The sequence below is a fragment of the Falsirhodobacter deserti genome (assembly GCF_004015795.1).
GTDB lineage: Bacteria > Pseudomonadota > Alphaproteobacteria > Rhodobacterales > Rhodobacteraceae > Falsirhodobacter > Falsirhodobacter deserti.
Genome location: NZ_ML137218.1, coordinates 1,719,248 through 1,735,572, shown reverse-complemented (window position 1 = coordinate 1,735,572; position 16,325 = coordinate 1,719,248). Strand labels below are relative to the sequence as shown.

The window sequence follows — 16,325 nt, the reverse complement described above, 5'->3', positions numbered from 1 at the left end:
CTAAGCTAGAGTTGCACGATTGTGCAGGCCGGGCTCATATAAGACACTATATCCCTCCTGTCTACTGCAAGCGAGGTATGCCGATGGAAACGACAGACGCGAAAAACGCCGTAATCGACGCCGCGCTGGCACATGTCGCGTTTGATGGCTGGTCCGAGGCGACACTGCGGGCTGCGCTGGCCGATGCGGGCGTGTCGCCGGGGCTGGGGCGGGCGCTGTTCCCGCGCGGCGCGGTGGATCTTGCGCTGGCCTATCACTGGCGCGGTGATGCCCGGATGGTCGAGCGGGCGGCGGGAAACGAACTGGACGGTTTGCGCTATTCCGAGAAGGTGGCGGCCCTGATCCGCTTTCGCTTGGAAGAGGCCGACAGGGAGGCCGTTCGCCGCGGATCCACGCTGTTCGCACTGCCGCAACATGCGGGCGATGGGGCGCGGGCCGTGTGGCATACGGCCGATTCCATCTGGCAGGCGCTGGGCGATACGTCCGATGACGTGAACTGGTACACCAAGCGCGCCACCCTTTCGGGCGTTTATGCCGCCACCGTGCTGTTCTGGCTGGGCGATGACAGCGCCGGCAATCAGGCCACGTGGGACTTTCTGGACCGCCGGATCGCCGGCGTGATGCGGATCGAGATGGTGAAGGCGAAATGTGCGGGCAATCCGCTTGCCAAGGCGATGGCCGCCCCGCTGTCGTGGATCCGCGCGCCCCGCACTTCGCAGGACATGCCCGGGCGCACCCAATGACGACAGAGCTTCCGGAGATGATGCGCGCCGTCGCCATCACCGAACATGGCGGGCCCGAGGTGCTGAAGGTCGATTACGTCCCCGCACCCGTGCCCAGCCACGGGCAGATCCTGATCCGTGTGGCCTTTGCCGGGGTGAACCGGCCCGATGCGCTGCAACGGGCGGGGCTTTACGCGCCGCCGCCCGATGCCTCTCCCTTGCCGGGGCTGGAATGTGCGGGGCATGTGGCCGCGGTGGGGCCGGGTGTCACCCGCTGGAAGGTAGGCGACGCCGTTTGTGCGCTGCTTCCGGGCGGCGGCTATGCCACGCATGTGGTCACGCAGGCCGATCACGCGCTGCCGGTTCCCGAGGGCCTTTCACTCGCCGAGGCTGCCTGCCTGCCCGAAACATGCTTCACCGTCTGGTCCAACATGGTGATGCGCGGCGGCCTGATGGCAGGGGAGCGGTTTCTGGTTCATGGCGGATCCTCCGGCATCGGGACCACCGCGATCCAGATCGCAAGCGCAGTTGGCGCGCGTGTCTTTGCCACGGCCGGCAGCGATGACAAATGCGATGCCTGTGCCGAACTGGGGGCCGAGGCGATCAATTATCGCGACAGCGACTTCGTCGAGATCATGCGGATGGAGGGCGGCGCGAACCTGATCCTCGACATGGTGGGGGGCGATTACGTCGCGCGGAACATCAAGTCGCTGGCCGATGACGGGCGGCTGGTGCAGATCGCCTTCCTTCAGGGCGCCAAGGTGCAGATGAACCTGACAGAGGTGATGACCCGCCGCCTGACCATCACGGGATCAACCCTTCGTCCGCAAAGCACCCTCGCCAAGGCCCGCATCGCCGCCGAGGTGGAGCGGAACGTCTGGCCGATGATCGCGGCGGGCAAGGTGCGGCCTGTCATGGACAGCACCTTTGCGATGGACGATGCGCCGAAGGCCCATGCGCGGATGGAAAGTTCTGCCCATATCGGGAAGATCGTTCTGGAAATGCCGGGGGATTAACGCCCCGGCATCACGGCTGTCCTGGTGCAATCGCGCCGCGCATCGGGCGCGCAGGTGCGGGGGGCAAGATCACGGGTCATGCAGATGCGTACCTCGTCGATCCGGCCCGCGTCGCAAGTGACGGTCACGCCATCGGCCACCATCTGCGGATTGGCGGACAGGAACGCTTCTTCTACCTCGCTTGCGGGAAGGCGGCGATCGTGTCGCAGGGATTGCAGGGCAGGGGGAAGCGTCACGCTGTTCCACGCCTTCCGCGTCTGGGCATAATAGCCGCTGGCCGACAATCCCGTGCAGGTTCCGTGCTTGCGCCATTCGTGCAGGGCCAGATCGGGATCGGTTATATCGGCCATTGCCGCACGATCTGCGTGCGAGGGGCCGCGTGCGTCCGTTTCGCACCATTCCGGCCAGCCTTCTTCATATTGCGGCCAAAGGCCATGAACGATGAAGCCAAAATCCTGCCGGCACTGCGGCTCGTGCGGGCCGCCATCGGTCTGGCACCATGTGGGCGACCATGACAGGGCAAGGATGTAATAGTCGAACGCTTGCGCCCGTGCAGGCAGCGCCAGCAGGATCAGCAGCAGCGCAAGGCGCATTTTCCCTTCCCCTTCCCGTGTCCATGACCTATATACAGCGGCAATTCCCGAAAGCGAAAGTCGCGGGTCCGCCCGCAGCCGTTTTCCCGGCGCGGGAGAGATGTGTAAAGGAGCAACCTCATGACGAAGCCCCTGATGGCCAAGGCGACCGCTGTCTGGCTGGTCGACAACACGACGCTGTCCTTCAAGCAGATCGCCGATTTTTGCGGAATGCACGAACTTGAGGTGCAGGGCATTGCCGATGGCGATGTGGCGACGGGGGTGAAGGGCTTCGATCCGGTGGCCAACAACCAGCTTGATGCGTCCGAGATCGAGAAGGGCCAGAAGAACCCGCTTCACAAGCTGAAGCTGAAGTTCAACGCTGCCGCCCAGGGCGAAGACAAGCGCCGCGGCCCGCGCTATACCCCGCTGTCCAAGCGCCAGGACCGTCCGAACGCGATCCTTTGGCTGGTGAAGTTCCACCCCGAACTGACGGACGGCCAGATCGCCAAGCTGGTCGGTACCACCAAGCCCACCATCCAGTCGATTCGCGAACGCACGCACTGGAACATCCAGTCCATGACGCCGATCGATCCCGTCGCGCTGGGCCTGTGCCGCCAAACCGAACTGGATTCGCAGGTGCAGCAGGCTGCCCGCAAACGGGCGGCAGAAGGCGTGGTCATGTCCGATGACGAACGCCGCAAGCTGGTGTCCACAGAACAGTCGCTGGCGATGGACGAGGACGAACCCCGCGTCGCCCCCGAGTTCGAGATCTTCACCCGCAAGGATGAGGAAGAGAAAGAAGAGTCGGTCGATTATTCCAATGCCGATAGCTTCTTCACGCTTCCCGGCGACGAACGGGATGCAGACGACGAAGACGATCGCCGCTAAAGCCAGCGCCCGGAGGAAAACTCCGGGCGATTTCGTTATGCGATGCTTGCGCCGCGCGTTTCGGTGCGGATCGTGGCGGCGGCAAGGGCCGCCAGCAGCAGCAGCCCCGCGAACAGGCCGATGGCCAGCGTGAAGCTCTGCGCCACCACCAGCCCGACCAGCGAGGGGGCGGCAAGCCCGCCCAGACGCGCCATCGCCCCTGCGCCGCCCATACCCGTGGCCCGCAGGCCGGTGGGATAAAGCTCGGGCGTGAAGGCATAAAGCGCGCCCCAGGTGCCCAGCAATGCAAAGCTCATCACCAGCAGCGACAGGGCGACCAGGGCATCGCTTCCGGCCACGGTGAAAAGTGCGCATCCGGCGGCCGAGGTCAGCAGAAAACCGATCAGTGTCGGCCTGCGCCCCCAGCGTTCGACGCCATAGGCCGCAAGGGCATAGCCGGGCAGCTGCGCCAGCGCGACGACCACCAGAAAGCCGTAACCGCGGACGAAGCCGAACCCTTCTGATGCAAGCTGCCCCGGCACCCAGACAAACACCCCGTAATAGGCGACCGAGACAAGAAACCACAGCGCCGCCACAGCCATCGTCATGCGGCGCAGGGCGGGGGTGAAGCGGGCGGGGGCCGGCAGGTCAAGCCGCACCCCGTCGGGCATCTTCTGGCCGTTGACGTGCAGCACGCGGGCCAACACGGCCTTCGCCTCATCCTCGCGGCCCGATTTCAGAAGATACATCGGCGATTCCGGAATCCACAGGCGCAGCCAGATCCCGATCAGCGCGGGCAGGGCGGCAACGGCAAACATCCAGCGCCATGCCTCGGTGATGCCCAGAAGGCTGGCGATCCATGCCGTCAGCGCGATGATGAGGGTGCCGACTGCCCAGAACCCCTCCAGCCCGACCAGCCAGCGACCGCGGTTCTTGGGCGGCAGGAATTCGGCCATCATCGCGTAATCCACGGGAAGCGTGCCGCCAACAGCCATGCCGGTCAGGAAGCGCAAGGCCAGCAGGATGCCGAAGCTGGGCGCCAAAACCGACAAAAGGCCGAACACCGCATCCAGTGCCACGGTGATCAGCAGCACCCGCCGCCGTCCGATCCGGTCGGCCAGCCGCCCGAAGGCCGCAGCCCCAAGAAACATGCCCAGAAAGAACAAAGTGCCGGTTTGCAGCGCCTGCGGGATCGTCAGCCCGAAGGTTGCCGCGATGGATGCGGCGGAAAAGCCGACCGCGATGACCTGCATCGCATCCGCTGTCCAGACCAGCCCGAAAATTCCCAGCAATCGCCGCTGGAAGCGCCCCGCACCCCCGATCGCCAGAACGTCATCAACCGTTGCCATATGCCCCTCCCGCAAGTTGACGCTTTTGTTACGGGGCTTTCACGCAAAGGAAAGAAAAAAGGGGCCGCGTGGCCCCTTTTCCGTCAGATCGCGCAGGTCACGCCCGTGCCGCGCAGGCCGCAATACCCGTCGGGGTTCTTAGCCAGATATTGCTGGTGGTAATCCTCGGCGTAATAGAATTCCGGCACCGGCACGATTTCTGTCGTCACGGCGCCGTAACCTGCGGCCTTCAGGTTCGCCTCGAATTCGGCTTTCGTCGCCTCGGCCTGTGCCTTCTGTTCGGGGGTGTAGTAATAGATACCCGAACGATAGGTGGAGCCGACATCGTTGCCCTGCCGCATGCCCTGCGTCGGGTCATGGTTTTCCCAGAACACCTTCAGCAGATCGGCATAGGTCACCACCTTCGGATCGAAGATCACGCGCACCACCTCGTTGTGGCCGGTCATCTGGGTGCAGGTTTCCTTGTAGGTGGGGTTGGGCGTGAAGCCGCCGGCATAACCGGCCATTGTCAGCCACACGCCCGGCACCTTCCAGAAACGCCGCTCCACGCCCCAGAAGCAGCCCATGCCGAACATCGCCTCCTCCATCCCCGCAGGTACGGGGGATTTCAGCGGGATGCCGGACAGGAAGTGGGTTTCGGCGGTGGGCAGGGGCTCGGGGCGGCCGGGAAGCGCATCTTCGGCGCGAACCATCGCGGTCGGTTTGGTGAAGAACATGGAATAAACCCTCCGTAGTTGGCCGGTATATAGGCATCGCCCGCCGTCAGAGGAAGCTTTGGGGATCAATATCGATGGCAAGGCGCAGGTTGGCAGGCGGCTTCAGTTGCGCGGCCCATTCGGCAAGTGCCGCTTGCAAGGGGGCGCTGCGGTCGGCCTTTATCAGGATGCGGACACGGTGGCGTCCACGCACGCGGGCGATGGGGGCGGGGGCAGGGCCGAAGATCTGCGCGCCGATGGCCCGCAGCGGCCCGTCGCGGCGCACCAGTTCCCCCGCGAAATCGAAAACGGTGGCCACGTCGGGATGCGACAGGATGATGCCGGCCATCCGGCCGAAGGGGGGCGCGCCGGCCATTCGGCGCTCTGCGGCCTCGGCGCGCCAGAAATCTTCCTCGTTGCCGGTCAGGATGGCGCGGATCACGGGATGTTCGGGCTGGTGGGTTTGCAGCAGGGCCACGCCTGCCTTTTCCGCCCGCCCCGCGCGGCCGGCCACCTGGCGCATCAGCTGGAAAGTGCGTTCCGCCGCGCGCAGGTCCGATCCCTGAAGGCCAAGATCGGCGTCGATCACTCCCACCAGCGTCAGAAGGGGAAAGTTGTGGCCCTTGGCCACGATCTGCGTGCCGATGATGATGTCCGCGCCGCCCTCGGCGATGGTCTGGATGGATTCCTTCAGTGCCCGCGCTGTACCGAACAGGTCCGATGACAGGACAGAAACGCGGGCATCGGGAAAACGCTCGGCCACTTCCTCGGCCATCCGCTCCACCCCCGGGCCGACGGCGGCCATCTTTCCTTCCACCGAACAGGCGGGGCAGGCTTCGGGCACGGGGCGGGTCGCGCCGCATTGGTGGCAGACAAGGCGCTTCAGGAACCGGTGTTCGACCATCCGCGCGTCGCATTCGGTGCAGCCCACCTGATGCCCGCAGGCGCGGCAGATGGTGACGGGCGCATAGCCGCGCCGGTTCAGGAACAGCAGCGATTGTTCGCCTGCAGCGATGCGCCGCTCCACCTGCTTTGCCAGTGTTTCCGACACCCAGCGGTTCGGGGGCAGGCGTTCGGCCCGCATGTCGATGGCCCGCATGTCCGGCAGCTCGGCCGCCCCGAAGCGGGCAGTCAGATCCAGCCGGCGGTATTTGCCCGTATCGGCATTCACCCATGTTTCCAGTGACGGCGTTGCCGAGGCCAGCACCACCTGCGCCCCGCAGATGGAGGCGCGCAGCACGGCCATGTCGCGGGCGTTGTAAAGCACGCCCTCTTCCTGCTTGTAGGAGGTGTCGTGTTCTTCATCCACGACAATCAGCCCGAGTTCGCGGAAGGGCAGGAACAGGGCCGATCGGGCGCCCACGACCAGCTGCGCCTCCCCTTCGGAGATCATGCGCCACAACCGCCGACGCTCGGTGGAGGTGACGCCCGAATGCCATTCGGCGGGCTTGGCGCCGAACCGCTGTTCGACCCGATCCAGAAAACCGGCGGTCAGGGCGATTTCGGGCAGCAGGACCAGCGCCTGGCGGCCCTGCCGCAGGCATTCTGCAACGGCCTCAAGGTAAACTTCGGTCTTGCCGGATCCGGTGACGCCCTTCAGCAGGGTGGTGCCATAATCGCCCGTCGCCACGGATGCGGCCAAGGCGGCGGCGGCCGTTGCCTGGGTGTCCGACAGATCCTTGGATGGCAGGTCGGGGTTCAGACGGGGATAGGGCAGATCGCGCGGCGCATCCTCTTCGGCCAGAACGCCCGCCTTGACGAGGCCCTTGATCACAGCGGTGGACACGCCCGCCTCGGCCGCAAGTTCGCTTGCGGTGACCCATGCGCCGCCGAAGGTATCCAGCGTGTCCATCACCCGCAGGCGGGCATCGGTTTCGCGCGCAGGCTCGCGCCCTGTTGCGCGCAGAACGCGGCGGGTTGCGGGGCCGGCGCCAAGATCGGGCGCGCGCGTGGCAAGGCGCAGCATCTGCGGCAGGGGGGTCAGGGTGTAATCGGCGGCGCGTTGCAGGAAAACGCGCATCTCGTCCCGCAGGGGCGTCGCGTCCAGAATGCGGGTGACCGGCCTGATGCGGGCCGGATCGAAACCGCCCTGACCGCGCCCCCAGACACAACCCAGCACGCGGCGCGGGCCCAGCGGAACCTCCACCAGATCGCCGGCGGTGCAGCCGCCCTCGGGCGCCTTGTAATCCAGCGGGCGGCCCAGCGGCTCGGTCGTCAGGACGCCGACAAGATCGCCTTCCTTGAACCGTTCGGACAACCGCTTTCCCTTTCCCATGGCCTTCGCTTGCGCTATCACGGGGGCAAGCCCGGGGGGAACCCCGCAGATATCCGGAGGACATCATGAAATTCTTCGTCGACACCGCCGACGTGGCGGCCATCAGCGAGCTGAACGACCTGAACCTGGTTGACGGCGTGACCACCAACCCGTCGCTGATCCTGAAATCGGGCCGCGATATTCTTGAGGTCACGAAAGAAATCTGCTCGATCGTGTCCGGTCCGGTTTCGGCCGAAGTCGTCGCGCTGAACGCCGATGACATGATCGCCGAAGGCCGCAAGCTGGCCGAGATCGCGCCGAACATCGCCGTGAAGGTGCCGCTGACGCATGACGGTCTGAAAACCTGCAAGGTGCTGACCGATGACGGCTTCATGGTCAACGTGACGCTGTGCTTCAGCGCCAATCAGGCACTGCTGGCCGCCAAGGCGGGCGCGACGTTCATCAGCCCCTTCATCGGCCGTCTGGACGACATGAACCTTGACGGGCTGGAGCTGATCCAGGACATCCGTACGATCTTCGACAACTTCGACTTCCGCACGCAGATCCTTGCCGCCTCGGTCCGCAACGCGAACCACGTGTCGCAATGCGCACTGATCGGTGCCGATGTGATCACCGCGCCGCCCGCCGTCATCAAGGGGCTGGCCAGCCACCCGCTGACCGACAAGGGGCTGGAGCAATTCATGGCCGACTGGGCCAAGACGGGCCAGAAGATCGTGTAAGCAGACTCCGCCCGGCCCGGACCTCCCCGTGAAGAGGAGGCGCCGGGCCGGGCGGGCCGCCAAGCGGCGGCAGGCGGAAACGCCGACGACATTGGAGACATCATGCCGACCTATACCGCACTCACCACCCTGCCCGGAGAGGAGACCGCCGAGGCCCTGGCCGAGGCGCTGGAGCGGATGGAGCCGGAGCCTTCCGGCGTCGGCGTGTTCGAGATCGAGGACGGTTCGGGCCTTTGGGAAGTGGGCGCCTATTTTCTTGACCGTCCGGACGAGGTGACGCTGGAACTGCTGCGCACCGCGTTCGGGGCCGCGCCTTTCGCGGTATCCGAAGTGCCCGAAGTGGACTGGGTTGCCCATGTGCGGCGCGAACTTGCGCCCGTGGATGCCGGACGGTTCTTCGTCTATGGCTCTCATGATGCAGGCAAGGTGCCCGCAGGCCGCGTGCCGCTTCAGATCGAGGCGACGGTGGCCTTCGGCACCGGCCATCACGGCACGACGCTGGGCTGCCTCAAGGCGCTGGACCGTCTGCTGAACGAAGGTGCGACCTTTGCCAAGGTGGCCGATATCGGGTGCGGCACGGCAGTTCTGGCGATGGCGGCCGCGAAAGAGCTTCCGGACGCGCTGGTTCTTGCCTCGGACATCGACGAGGTGGCCGTGGATGTTGCCCGCGCCAATGTCGAGATCAACGATCTGAAAGGCCGTATCGCCTGCATGGAAGCGGCGGGCTTCGCCCATCCCGACCTTCAGGCCGCGGCCCCGTTCGATCTGATCTTCGCCAACATCCTGAAAGGCCCGCTGGTGGAACTTGCGCCGGACATGGCCGCCAATGCCGCACCGGGCGGGATCATCATCCTGTCGGGGCTTCTGGTGGTGCAGGCGGAAGCGATCCTTGCCGCCTATGAAGCTCAGGGGTTCGGGCTGGTTCACCGCGAGGATCTGGGCGAATGGTCCGCCCTCACGATGCGGAAGGCTGGATAAGACAAAGGCCGCGGCGGGTTTCCCCGTGCGGCCTGTCTTTTCGTCACTGATGCGTGGATCAGAACTTGGCGATGTCGGCGCGGGTCAGGCCGATGTCGTTCAGTTCGCGGTCCGACAGCTTGTTCAGCGCATTGCGGGTAACGCGTGCGTCGTTCCAGTCGCGAACGGCTTGGAAGAAGGAAGCGAAGCGCGAGGTCGAGAGTGTGCCGACCGGCGCATGGGTGGACGTCTCGATAGCGGCCATTGTGGCAGTCCTTTTCAAACGGATGAATTATGCAGCACCCTTGCTGCATGACGGTGAAATAAGCGGGCAGGGTGTGAACGACAACGCACCAGTTCGCATTGCCGAGATGCGGGATTCGCATGGCTTCGTTCGCAAAATCTTCATTTGGCAAGTGACAGATGTTCGCGCTTCGTGCTATCGCCTTGGAAAACCGGAGGGACAGGATGCGCGTGTTGGGAATCGACCCCGGTCTGCGAAACATGGGCTGGGGCATCATCGATGTGACGGGGGTGCGCGTGACGCATGTCGCTAATGGCATCTGTCATTCGGTGGGGGATGATCTGGCGCGGCGGCTTTGCTCCCTCCACGCGCAGTTGACCGAAGTGGTTGCCCGCTATGCGCCCGAAACGGCCGCGGTGGAACACACCTTTGTCAATAAGGACGCCGCCGGCACGCTGAAGCTGGGGCAGGCGCGGGGGATCGCGCTGCTGGTTCCCGCGCAGGCTGGGCTGGAGGTGGGCGAATATGCCCCCAACGCCGTGAAGAAGACCGTGGTGGGCGTGGGGCACGCGGCCAAGCAGCAGGTCGACCATATGGTGCGCCTGCATCTGCCCGGCGTGGTGATCGCGGGGCCCGATGCCGCCGATGCGCTGGCCGTTGCGATCTGCCATTCGCACCATGTGCAAAGCGCGGGCCGGCTTCAGGCGGCGCTGGCAAAGGCTTCGGCATGATCGGGCGTATCGCAGGGCGGCTGGATTACCGCGGCACGGATCATGTGCTGATCGACGTGCGTGGCGTCGGCTATATCGTTTACGTCTCGGACAGGACGCTGGCGTCGATGCCGGGGCCAGGTGAGGCGGTGGCCCTTTATACCGATCTTCTGGTGCGCGAGGATCTGCTGCAGCTTTATGGCTTTCCGACGCTGCTGGAAAAGGAATGGCACCGTTTGCTGATGACGGTGCAGGGGGTCGGGGCCCGCGCCTCCATGGCGATTCTCGGGGTTCTGGGCGCGGAAGGCGTGTCGCGGGCGATTGCCCTGGGCGATGCGCGATCGGTTCAGGCGGCGCCGGGCGTCGGTCCGAAGATCGCGCAGCGCGTGGTGCTGGAGCTGAAGGCCAAGGCGCCCACCGTCATGGCGATGGGCGGCGTTGAAAACGAACCTCCGGTGCTGGAGGATGATCCCGCACCCGCCACTGCGCCCAAGCGTCGCAGCCCGCCCAAGCCGCCCACGCGCGCGGCGAACACGGCGGATGCGCTTTCGGCACTGGCCAATCTGGGCTATGGCCCTGCGGATGCGGCAGCTGCCGTGGCCGAGACCGTGGCCGAGATGCCGGAGGCCGACACGGCCACACTGATCCGCATGTCGCTTCGGCGGCTTGCCCCCAAGGATTGATCCCCCATATCCGCCATGAAGATGGAGGTTCCCATGGGTTTTGCGAAAACCGCGATCCTGATGGCCGCGATGACGGCCCTGTTTCTTGGCGTTGGTGCGCTGATCGGCGGGCGCGGCGGCATGATGATCGCGCTGGTGATCGCCGTCGGCATGAACGCGTTCAGCTACTGGAACTCGGACAAGGCCGTGCTGCGCCTACACAACGCCCGCGAGGTGGATGAGCGGTCGGCCCCCGAATATTACCGCATGGTGGCCCAGCTGGCGCGCAATGCCGAACTGCCCATGCCGCGCGTTTTCATCATCGAAACGGACCAGCCCAACGCCTTCGCGACGGGGCGGAATCCTGAAAATGCGGCCGTTGCCGCCACCACCGGCCTGTTGCAGCGGCTGACGCGCGAGGAACTGGCCGGGGTGATGGCGCATGAACTGGCGCATGTGAAGAATCGCGACACGCTGATCATGACCATCACGGCCACCTTCGCAGGTGCCATTTCGATGCTGGCGAACTTCGCGATGTTCTTTGGCAATCGCGACCGGCCGGGCGGGTTCATCGGCACGCTGGCGTTGATGATCCTTGCGCCCCTTGCGGCGGCGCTGGTGCAGATGGCGATTTCCCGCAGCCGTGAATACGAGGCGGACCGCATGGGTGCCGAGATCTGCCGCAACCCGCTTTGGCTGGCCGGCGCGCTTCAGAAGATCGAGGCATTCGCCCAGCGGATCGACAATCCTGCCGCCGAACGCAATCCGGCCACGGCGCATATGTTCATCATCAACCCGCTTCATGCGTTCAAGCACGACAAGCTGTTTTCAACCCATCCCAACACCGCCAACCGCATCGCCGCCCTGCGCGAGATGGCAGGCGGAATGCCGGCGCCCGCTGCCGCGCCGCGCCCTGTGCCGGCGCGACCCCGCACTGGTCCGTGGGGCTGATCGGGGCTTGCGGGTGGCCGCGCGTTCCGCGATTGTTCCCTGATGGACCAGCCTGACCCCACCCTCCGCCCCGAACGTTTGCCCGAAGATGCCGATCGTGCCCTGCGCCCGCAGGGCCTTGATGAATTCATCGGTCAGGCCGAGGCGCGCGCCAATCTTCGCGTTTTCATCGAATCCGCGCGGATGCGGGGCGAGGCGATGGACCACACGCTGTTTCACGGCCCGCCCGGCCTTGGCAAGACCACCCTCGCGCAGATCATGGCGAGGGAGCTTGGCGTCGGCTTCCGCATGACCTCGGGTCCGGTGCTGGCGAAGCCGGGTGATCTGGCGGCCATCCTGACCAACCTTGAACCGCGCGACGTTCTGTTCATCGACGAGATCCACCGCCTTTCCCCCGTGGTGGAGGAGGTGCTTTACCCCGCGATGGAGGATTTCGCGCTGGATCTGGTGATCGGGGAGGGGCCCGCCGCACGCACGGTGCGGATCGATCTGCAGCCCTTCACGCTGGTGGGGGCAACGACGCGGCTTGGTTTGCTGACGACGCCGCTGCGCGACCGTTTCGGCATCCCGACCCGCCTGCAATTCTATAACATCGACGAGCTGGACCTGATCGTGACCCGCGGCTCGCGCCTGCTGGGGGTGGACAGCGATCCCGAAGGCACGCGTGAAATCGCCCGCCGCGCCCGTGGCACGCCGCGCATCGCGGGCCGCCTGCTGCGCCGCGTCGTCGATTTCGCGCTGGTGGAGGGCAATGGCCGCCTGACGCGCGAAATTGCCGATTCCGCCCTGTCGCGCCTTGGCGTGGATGATCTGGGCCTTGATGGAGCCGATCGCCGTTACATCCTGCTGCTGGCCGAAAACTATGGCGGCGGGCCGGTCGGGATCGAAACCATCGCCGCCGCGCTGTCCGAATCCCGCGACGCGGTGGAGGAGGTGATCGAGCCATACCTGCTGCAACAGGGGCTGATCCAGCGCACGCCGCGCGGGCGGATGCTGGCGCAGAAGGCATGGCAGCATATCGGCATCGCCCCGCCGCGCACCCAGCCTGATCTGTTTGCCTGACTGATCCGCAACCGCTATTCCCTCTGCCATGACGCCTGACCAGATCGCCCCGCTTTTCACCCATTCCGACGGTTTTCGCTGCGCCCGCTGGGGGCGGCCGATCGTGCCCATCGTGTTCGGGGTGCAGGATGATACCCTTTCGCTGGTGAAGGGCGCGTTGGAGGCGGTCGTCTGCGCCGCGAACCACCGCATGGCCGAACATGATCCGGAACTTGGCGCGAACCTGATGGTCTTCTTTTTCCGCGACTGGGAGGAGTTGAAGGCGGTGCCGAACCTTGACCAGCTTGTTCCCGACCCGTCCACCCTGTCAGGGGATGTGGCGCGGATGTTCCGCTTCGATTCGCAGGGCGCGATTCGGCTGGGTCTTTTGTTCCTGCGGATGGGCGGAACGCTGGCCGATGCGCCCGCCGAACCCCTTGTGCTGGATCAGGCGGCCCGGATGATGCTGACATGGGCGGGCGATCCGCCGATGCTGGAAGGCGGCGCCCTGCGGCCCGACATCGCGGCAATCCTGCGCGCGGCCTATGATCCCGTTCTGCCCGCACGGGCAGGGGATGCAAGCCACGCCCTGCGCCTTGCGGCCCGCCTGTGACGCACCGCTTCCAAACCCGCGTCTGGTACGAGGATACCGATCTGGGCGGCATCGTTTATCACGCCAACTATCTCAAGTTCATCGAGCGGGCGCGCAGCGAATGGGTCGAAGCTCTTGGCATCGACCAGAACGCGATGCGAAAGGCGGGGCAGATCTTCGCCGTCACGCGGGTGGAGGCGGATTTCCTTCGGCCTGCAAAGCTGGGCGACCGGCTGGACGTGGAAACGGATCTTGCGAACCTTGGCCCTGCGCGGCTTGTGCTGAACCAGCGCGTGATGCTTGAAAATACGCTTCTTTTCCGCGCAACAGTCACGCTTGCCTGCCTTGACGGGGCGCGTCCGGTCCGGCTTCCGGACCCTCTCCGGCAAGCTCTTGCCAGATGACGAGTTCGTGTTGGCAATCCCCCTGCAAAGAAGATAGATTCGCCGTTAAGAGGCCATAAGGGCCCCATTCGGACGAGCAGGCATAATGGACACGCAAACTCTTGCTGCGGCGCACGAGATCGACTTCTCGATGCTCGCACTTTTCGCACGCGCCACCCTGACCGTGAAACTGGTGATGATCGTGCTGCTCATCATGTCGGTCTGGTCCTGGGCTATCATCATTCAGAAGCACATAGCCTTCAAAATTGCCCGGCGCGAGGCTGCGATCTTCGATCGCGCCTTCTGGTCGGGTGAACCGCTGGACGAGCTGTTCGAGAAGACAGGCTCGCAGCCCGATGGCGCTTCGGAGAAAATCTTCGCCGCCGGCATGATGGAATGGCGGCGCAGCCACCGCCAGGACGGGCGCCTGATCGCGGGCGCGCAATCGCGCATCGACCGGTCGATGGACGTGGCGATCAACAAGGAAGCCGAAAAGCTGCAAGGCGGCCTCGGCGTTCTTGCCACCGTCGGGTCCACCTCGCCGTTCATCGGCCTGTTCGGCACGATCGTCGGCATCACCAATTCGTTCGAGCAGATCGCGATCAGCCAGAACACCAACCTTGCCGTCGTGGCCCCCGGCATCGCCGAGGCGCTGCTGGCAACCGGCATCGGCCTTGTTGCGGCCATTCCGGCGGTGATCTTCTACAACAAGCTGAACGGCGACAGCGAACGCATTCTTGGAGGATACGAGGCGTTTTCGGACGAATTTTCCACCATCCTTTCGCGCCAGCTGGACGCCTGAACCATGGCGGGTGGCGTGATGCGCGGGGCAGGTGGTGGCGGGCGCCGGGGTCGGCGGCGGCGGCGCAATGCGGCGATGTCGGAAATCAACATCACGCCCTTTGTGGACGTGATGCTGGTGCTGCTGATCATCTTCATGGTGGCCGCGCCCCTTCTGACCGTTGGCGTTCCGGTTCAGCTTCCCGAAACGGCGGCCACCGCCCTGCCGACCGAGCAGGAAGAGCCGCTGTCGATCACCGTCACGGCCGATGGCAGCCTGATGATCCAGGAATCGGACGTGGCCGAGGATCAGCTAATCCCCCGCCTGACCGCCATCGCGGCCGAGCGGGAGAATCGCAAGATCTTCCTGCGGGCCGACGGCGCGGTGCCCTATGAACGGGTGGCGCAGATCATGGGCGCGCTGAACGCGGCCGGTTTCAACAGCATCGGTCTTGTCACCGACAGCGACGGGCCGACCTTCGGCGCGGGCAACTAAGGGTTCCTCGTTCATGAGAACGGGCGTCATCATTTCCGGTATTGGGCACCTTCTGGTGATCCTTTGGCTGCTGTTCGGCGGCCTGTTCCGTCACGACCCCACACCGCCGATCGCGGTCGCGGAAGTGTCGATCATGTCCAGCAGCGAATTTGATGCGATGATGGCGCAAAGCGAGGAGCCCGCCGAAGAGCCGGCGCCGCAGCCAGCGCCGGCAGCGCCGCCTGCACGTCCTGAACGCGCACCCGAGCCCCAACCCCAGCCGGAACCAGAACCGGAGTCGCAGCCCCAGCCGGCCCCCACGCCAGAGCCGGAGCCTGCGCCAGAGCCCGCACCGGCCCCTGCGCCGCGCCCCGAGCCCGAGCCGGCCCCCGCCGCGCCGGAGGTTGCGCCCGCGCCCGTGCCGGAATCTCCAGAACCGCAGGCGGTGCTTCCGCCCGCGCCGGTGGAACAGCCGCAGCTTTCGCCCGAGGCCAGCCCGCGTCCGCGGCAGGCGCCGCGCGTGGCCCCCACGCCCGCGCCAGCCCCCAGCCCGCAGGCCGAGGTTGCCGAAACGCCCAGCCCCGCGGTGACCGAAGAACCTGCCGAGCAGCAGGCCGAGGAACCGGAGCCTCAGCCCGAGCAGGCACCGCCCGAGGCCACGACCGAAGTCGTGCCCGAACCGCAGCCGCAGGCGAATCTTGCCCCCGCCGGCACGCCGCGTCCGCGCGATCGCCCGCGCCCGGCTGCCGCGCCGCAACAGGCCCAAACGCCCACGCCGCCCGCTGCGGAGCAAACGGAAACACCCCGCCAGCAGAGCGCCGAGCCGGCGGAAACACCACGCCAGCAGGCTGCCGAAACGCCCGCGCGTCCCGCACCGGAACCGAAGCCCGAGCAGGGCGGCGCGGTCGATGATGCGCTGGCCGAAGCCCTTGCCGGGAGCGAACCGGCAGCGCCCGCAACGCCCTCGGCCCCTTCGGGCCCGCCCATGACATCGGGCGAAAAGGACAACCTGCGCGTGGCCGTGCAGCAATGCTGGAACGTCGGCTCCCTTTCGACCGAGGCGCTGCAAAGCACCGTAACCGTTTCCTTCAACGTGGCCCAGAATGGCGTGCCGGATGCAGGTTCGGTGCGGATGCTGGGGTTTGAAGGGGGATCGGATGCCGGTGCGCGTCAGGCCTATGAAGCTGCCCGCCGCGCCATCATCCGCTGCGGCGCGCGCGGTTTCCCGCTGCCACCCGAGAAATACGAGCAGTGGAAAGAAATCGAGATCGTCTTCAACCCGGCGAACATGCGCGTGAAGTGACGCGCGGCC

19 protein-coding genes are annotated in these 16,325 nt (G+C 65.8%); 14 read left to right on the top strand and 5 right to left on the bottom strand.

Annotated elements, in window-relative coordinates; genetic code table 11:
* Window positions 1-83: 83 nt before the first annotated feature.
* Together JX25_RS08715 and JX25_RS08710 are read left to right on the top strand one after the other, a co-directional pair.
* On the top strand, window positions 84-743 hold the full coding sequence (locus tag JX25_RS08715) for a COQ9 family protein (protein WP_128254632.1): 660 nt from the start codon (window positions 84-86) through the stop codon (window positions 741-743).
* Entirely contained in the window at window positions 740-1,738 is a 999-nt protein-coding gene (locus tag JX25_RS08710) for an NAD(P)H-quinone oxidoreductase (protein WP_128254631.1), read from the top strand. The genes JX25_RS08715 and JX25_RS08710 overlap by 4 nt, the downstream gene beginning before the upstream one ends.
* Here JX25_RS08710 and JX25_RS08705 read toward each other — a convergent pair.
* A complete protein-coding gene (locus JX25_RS08705) occupies window positions 1,735-2,331 on the bottom strand; it encodes a ribonuclease T2 family protein (RefSeq protein ID WP_128254630.1) in 597 nt (198 codons plus the stop codon). The two genes, JX25_RS08710 and JX25_RS08705, sit on opposite strands and share 4 nt — an antisense overlap.
* Window positions 2,332-2,451: 120 nt before the next feature.
* Between JX25_RS08705 and JX25_RS08700 the strand changes: the two genes are divergently transcribed.
* Entirely contained in the window at window positions 2,452-3,201 is a 750-nt protein-coding gene (locus tag JX25_RS08700) for a DUF1013 domain-containing protein (RefSeq protein ID WP_128254629.1), read from the top strand.
* A 35-nt stretch (window positions 3,202-3,236) separates the two neighbouring features.
* Here JX25_RS08700 and JX25_RS08695 read toward each other — a convergent pair whose 3' ends face one another.
* The 3 genes from JX25_RS08695 to JX25_RS08685 all read right to left on the bottom strand — a co-directional run bounded on the left by JX25_RS08695 (window position 3,237) and on the right by JX25_RS08685 (window position 7,481).
* On the bottom strand, window positions 3,237-4,529 hold the full coding sequence (locus JX25_RS08695) for an MFS transporter (RefSeq protein ID WP_128254628.1): 1,293 nt from the start codon (window positions 4,527-4,529) through the stop codon (window positions 3,237-3,239).
* Between the two features lie 83 nt (window positions 4,530-4,612).
* Complete coding sequence (gene msrA, locus JX25_RS08690) at window positions 4,613-5,245, bottom strand: peptide-methionine (S)-S-oxide reductase MsrA (protein ID WP_128254627.1); 633 nt, start codon at window positions 5,243-5,245, stop codon at window positions 4,613-4,615.
* 46 nt (window positions 5,246-5,291) lie between these two features.
* A complete protein-coding gene (locus JX25_RS08685; RefSeq protein ID WP_128254626.1) occupies window positions 5,292-7,481 on the bottom strand; it encodes a primosomal protein N' in 2,190 nt (729 codons plus the stop codon).
* Between the two features lie 83 nt (window positions 7,482-7,564).
* On the opposite strand from JX25_RS08685, the gene fsa reads away from it, so the two are divergent.
* Both fsa and JX25_RS08675 read left to right on the top strand, forming a co-directional pair.
* Entirely contained in the window at window positions 7,565-8,218 is a 654-nt protein-coding gene (gene fsa / locus JX25_RS08680) for a fructose-6-phosphate aldolase (protein ID WP_128254625.1), read from the top strand.
* Between the two features lie 102 nt (window positions 8,219-8,320).
* Entirely contained in the window at window positions 8,321-9,196 is an 876-nt protein-coding gene (locus JX25_RS08675) for a 50S ribosomal protein L11 methyltransferase (RefSeq protein ID WP_128254624.1), read from the top strand.
* A gap of 58 nt (window positions 9,197-9,254) precedes the next feature.
* Here JX25_RS08675 and JX25_RS08670 read toward each other — a convergent pair whose 3' ends face one another.
* Window positions 9,255-9,440: a DUF1127 domain-containing protein gene (locus tag JX25_RS08670; protein WP_128254623.1), complete on the bottom strand. Its 186-nt coding sequence runs from the start codon at window positions 9,438-9,440 to the stop codon at window positions 9,255-9,257.
* A gap of 203 nt (window positions 9,441-9,643) precedes the next feature.
* Between JX25_RS08670 and ruvC the strand changes: the two genes are divergently transcribed.
* The 9 genes from ruvC to JX25_RS08625 all read left to right on the top strand — a co-directional run bounded on the left by ruvC (window position 9,644) and on the right by JX25_RS08625 (window position 16,316).
* Window positions 9,644-10,150 (top strand): crossover junction endodeoxyribonuclease RuvC, encoded by a 507-nt coding sequence (gene ruvC / locus JX25_RS08665; RefSeq protein WP_128254622.1) that lies wholly within the window; start codon window positions 9,644-9,646, stop codon window positions 10,148-10,150.
* Window positions 10,147-10,812 carry a Holliday junction branch migration protein RuvA gene (gene ruvA, locus JX25_RS08660; RefSeq protein ID WP_128254621.1) on the top strand — a complete coding sequence of 222 codons (666 nt, stop codon included), beginning with the start codon at window positions 10,147-10,149 and terminating at the stop codon, window positions 10,810-10,812. Before ruvC ends, ruvA begins: the two co-directional genes overlap by 4 nt.
* Window positions 10,813-10,845: 33 nt before the next feature.
* On the top strand, window positions 10,846-11,742 hold the full coding sequence (gene htpX, locus JX25_RS08655; protein WP_128254620.1) for a zinc metalloprotease HtpX: 897 nt from the start codon (window positions 10,846-10,848) through the stop codon (window positions 11,740-11,742).
* Window positions 11,743-11,784: 42 nt separating this feature from the next.
* Complete coding sequence (ruvB, locus tag JX25_RS08650; RefSeq protein ID WP_128254619.1) at window positions 11,785-12,804, top strand: Holliday junction branch migration DNA helicase RuvB; 1,020 nt, start codon at window positions 11,785-11,787, stop codon at window positions 12,802-12,804.
* A gap of 28 nt (window positions 12,805-12,832) precedes the next feature.
* Window positions 12,833-13,396, top strand: a complete 564-nt coding sequence (locus JX25_RS08645) for a hypothetical protein (protein ID WP_128254618.1) — start codon at window positions 12,833-12,835, stop codon at window positions 13,394-13,396.
* Window positions 13,393-13,779, top strand: coding sequence for a tol-pal system-associated acyl-CoA thioesterase (gene ybgC, locus JX25_RS08640; RefSeq protein ID WP_128254617.1), 387 nt, complete (start codon window positions 13,393-13,395; stop codon window positions 13,777-13,779). Before JX25_RS08645 ends, ybgC begins: the two co-directional genes overlap by 4 nt.
* Window positions 13,780-13,864: 85 nt before the next feature.
* Window positions 13,865-14,560, top strand: coding sequence for a protein TolQ (gene tolQ, locus JX25_RS08635; protein WP_128254616.1), 696 nt, complete (start codon window positions 13,865-13,867; stop codon window positions 14,558-14,560).
* Between the two features lie 3 nt (window positions 14,561-14,563).
* Window positions 14,564-15,034, top strand: a complete 471-nt coding sequence (gene tolR / locus JX25_RS08630) for a protein TolR (RefSeq protein ID WP_128254615.1) — start codon at window positions 14,564-14,566, stop codon at window positions 15,032-15,034.
* 13 nt (window positions 15,035-15,047) lie between these two features.
* Window positions 15,048-16,316, top strand: a complete 1,269-nt coding sequence (locus JX25_RS08625) for a cell envelope biogenesis protein TolA (protein ID WP_128254614.1) — start codon at window positions 15,048-15,050, stop codon at window positions 16,314-16,316.
* The last annotated feature ends 9 nt before the right edge of the window (window positions 16,317-16,325 follow it).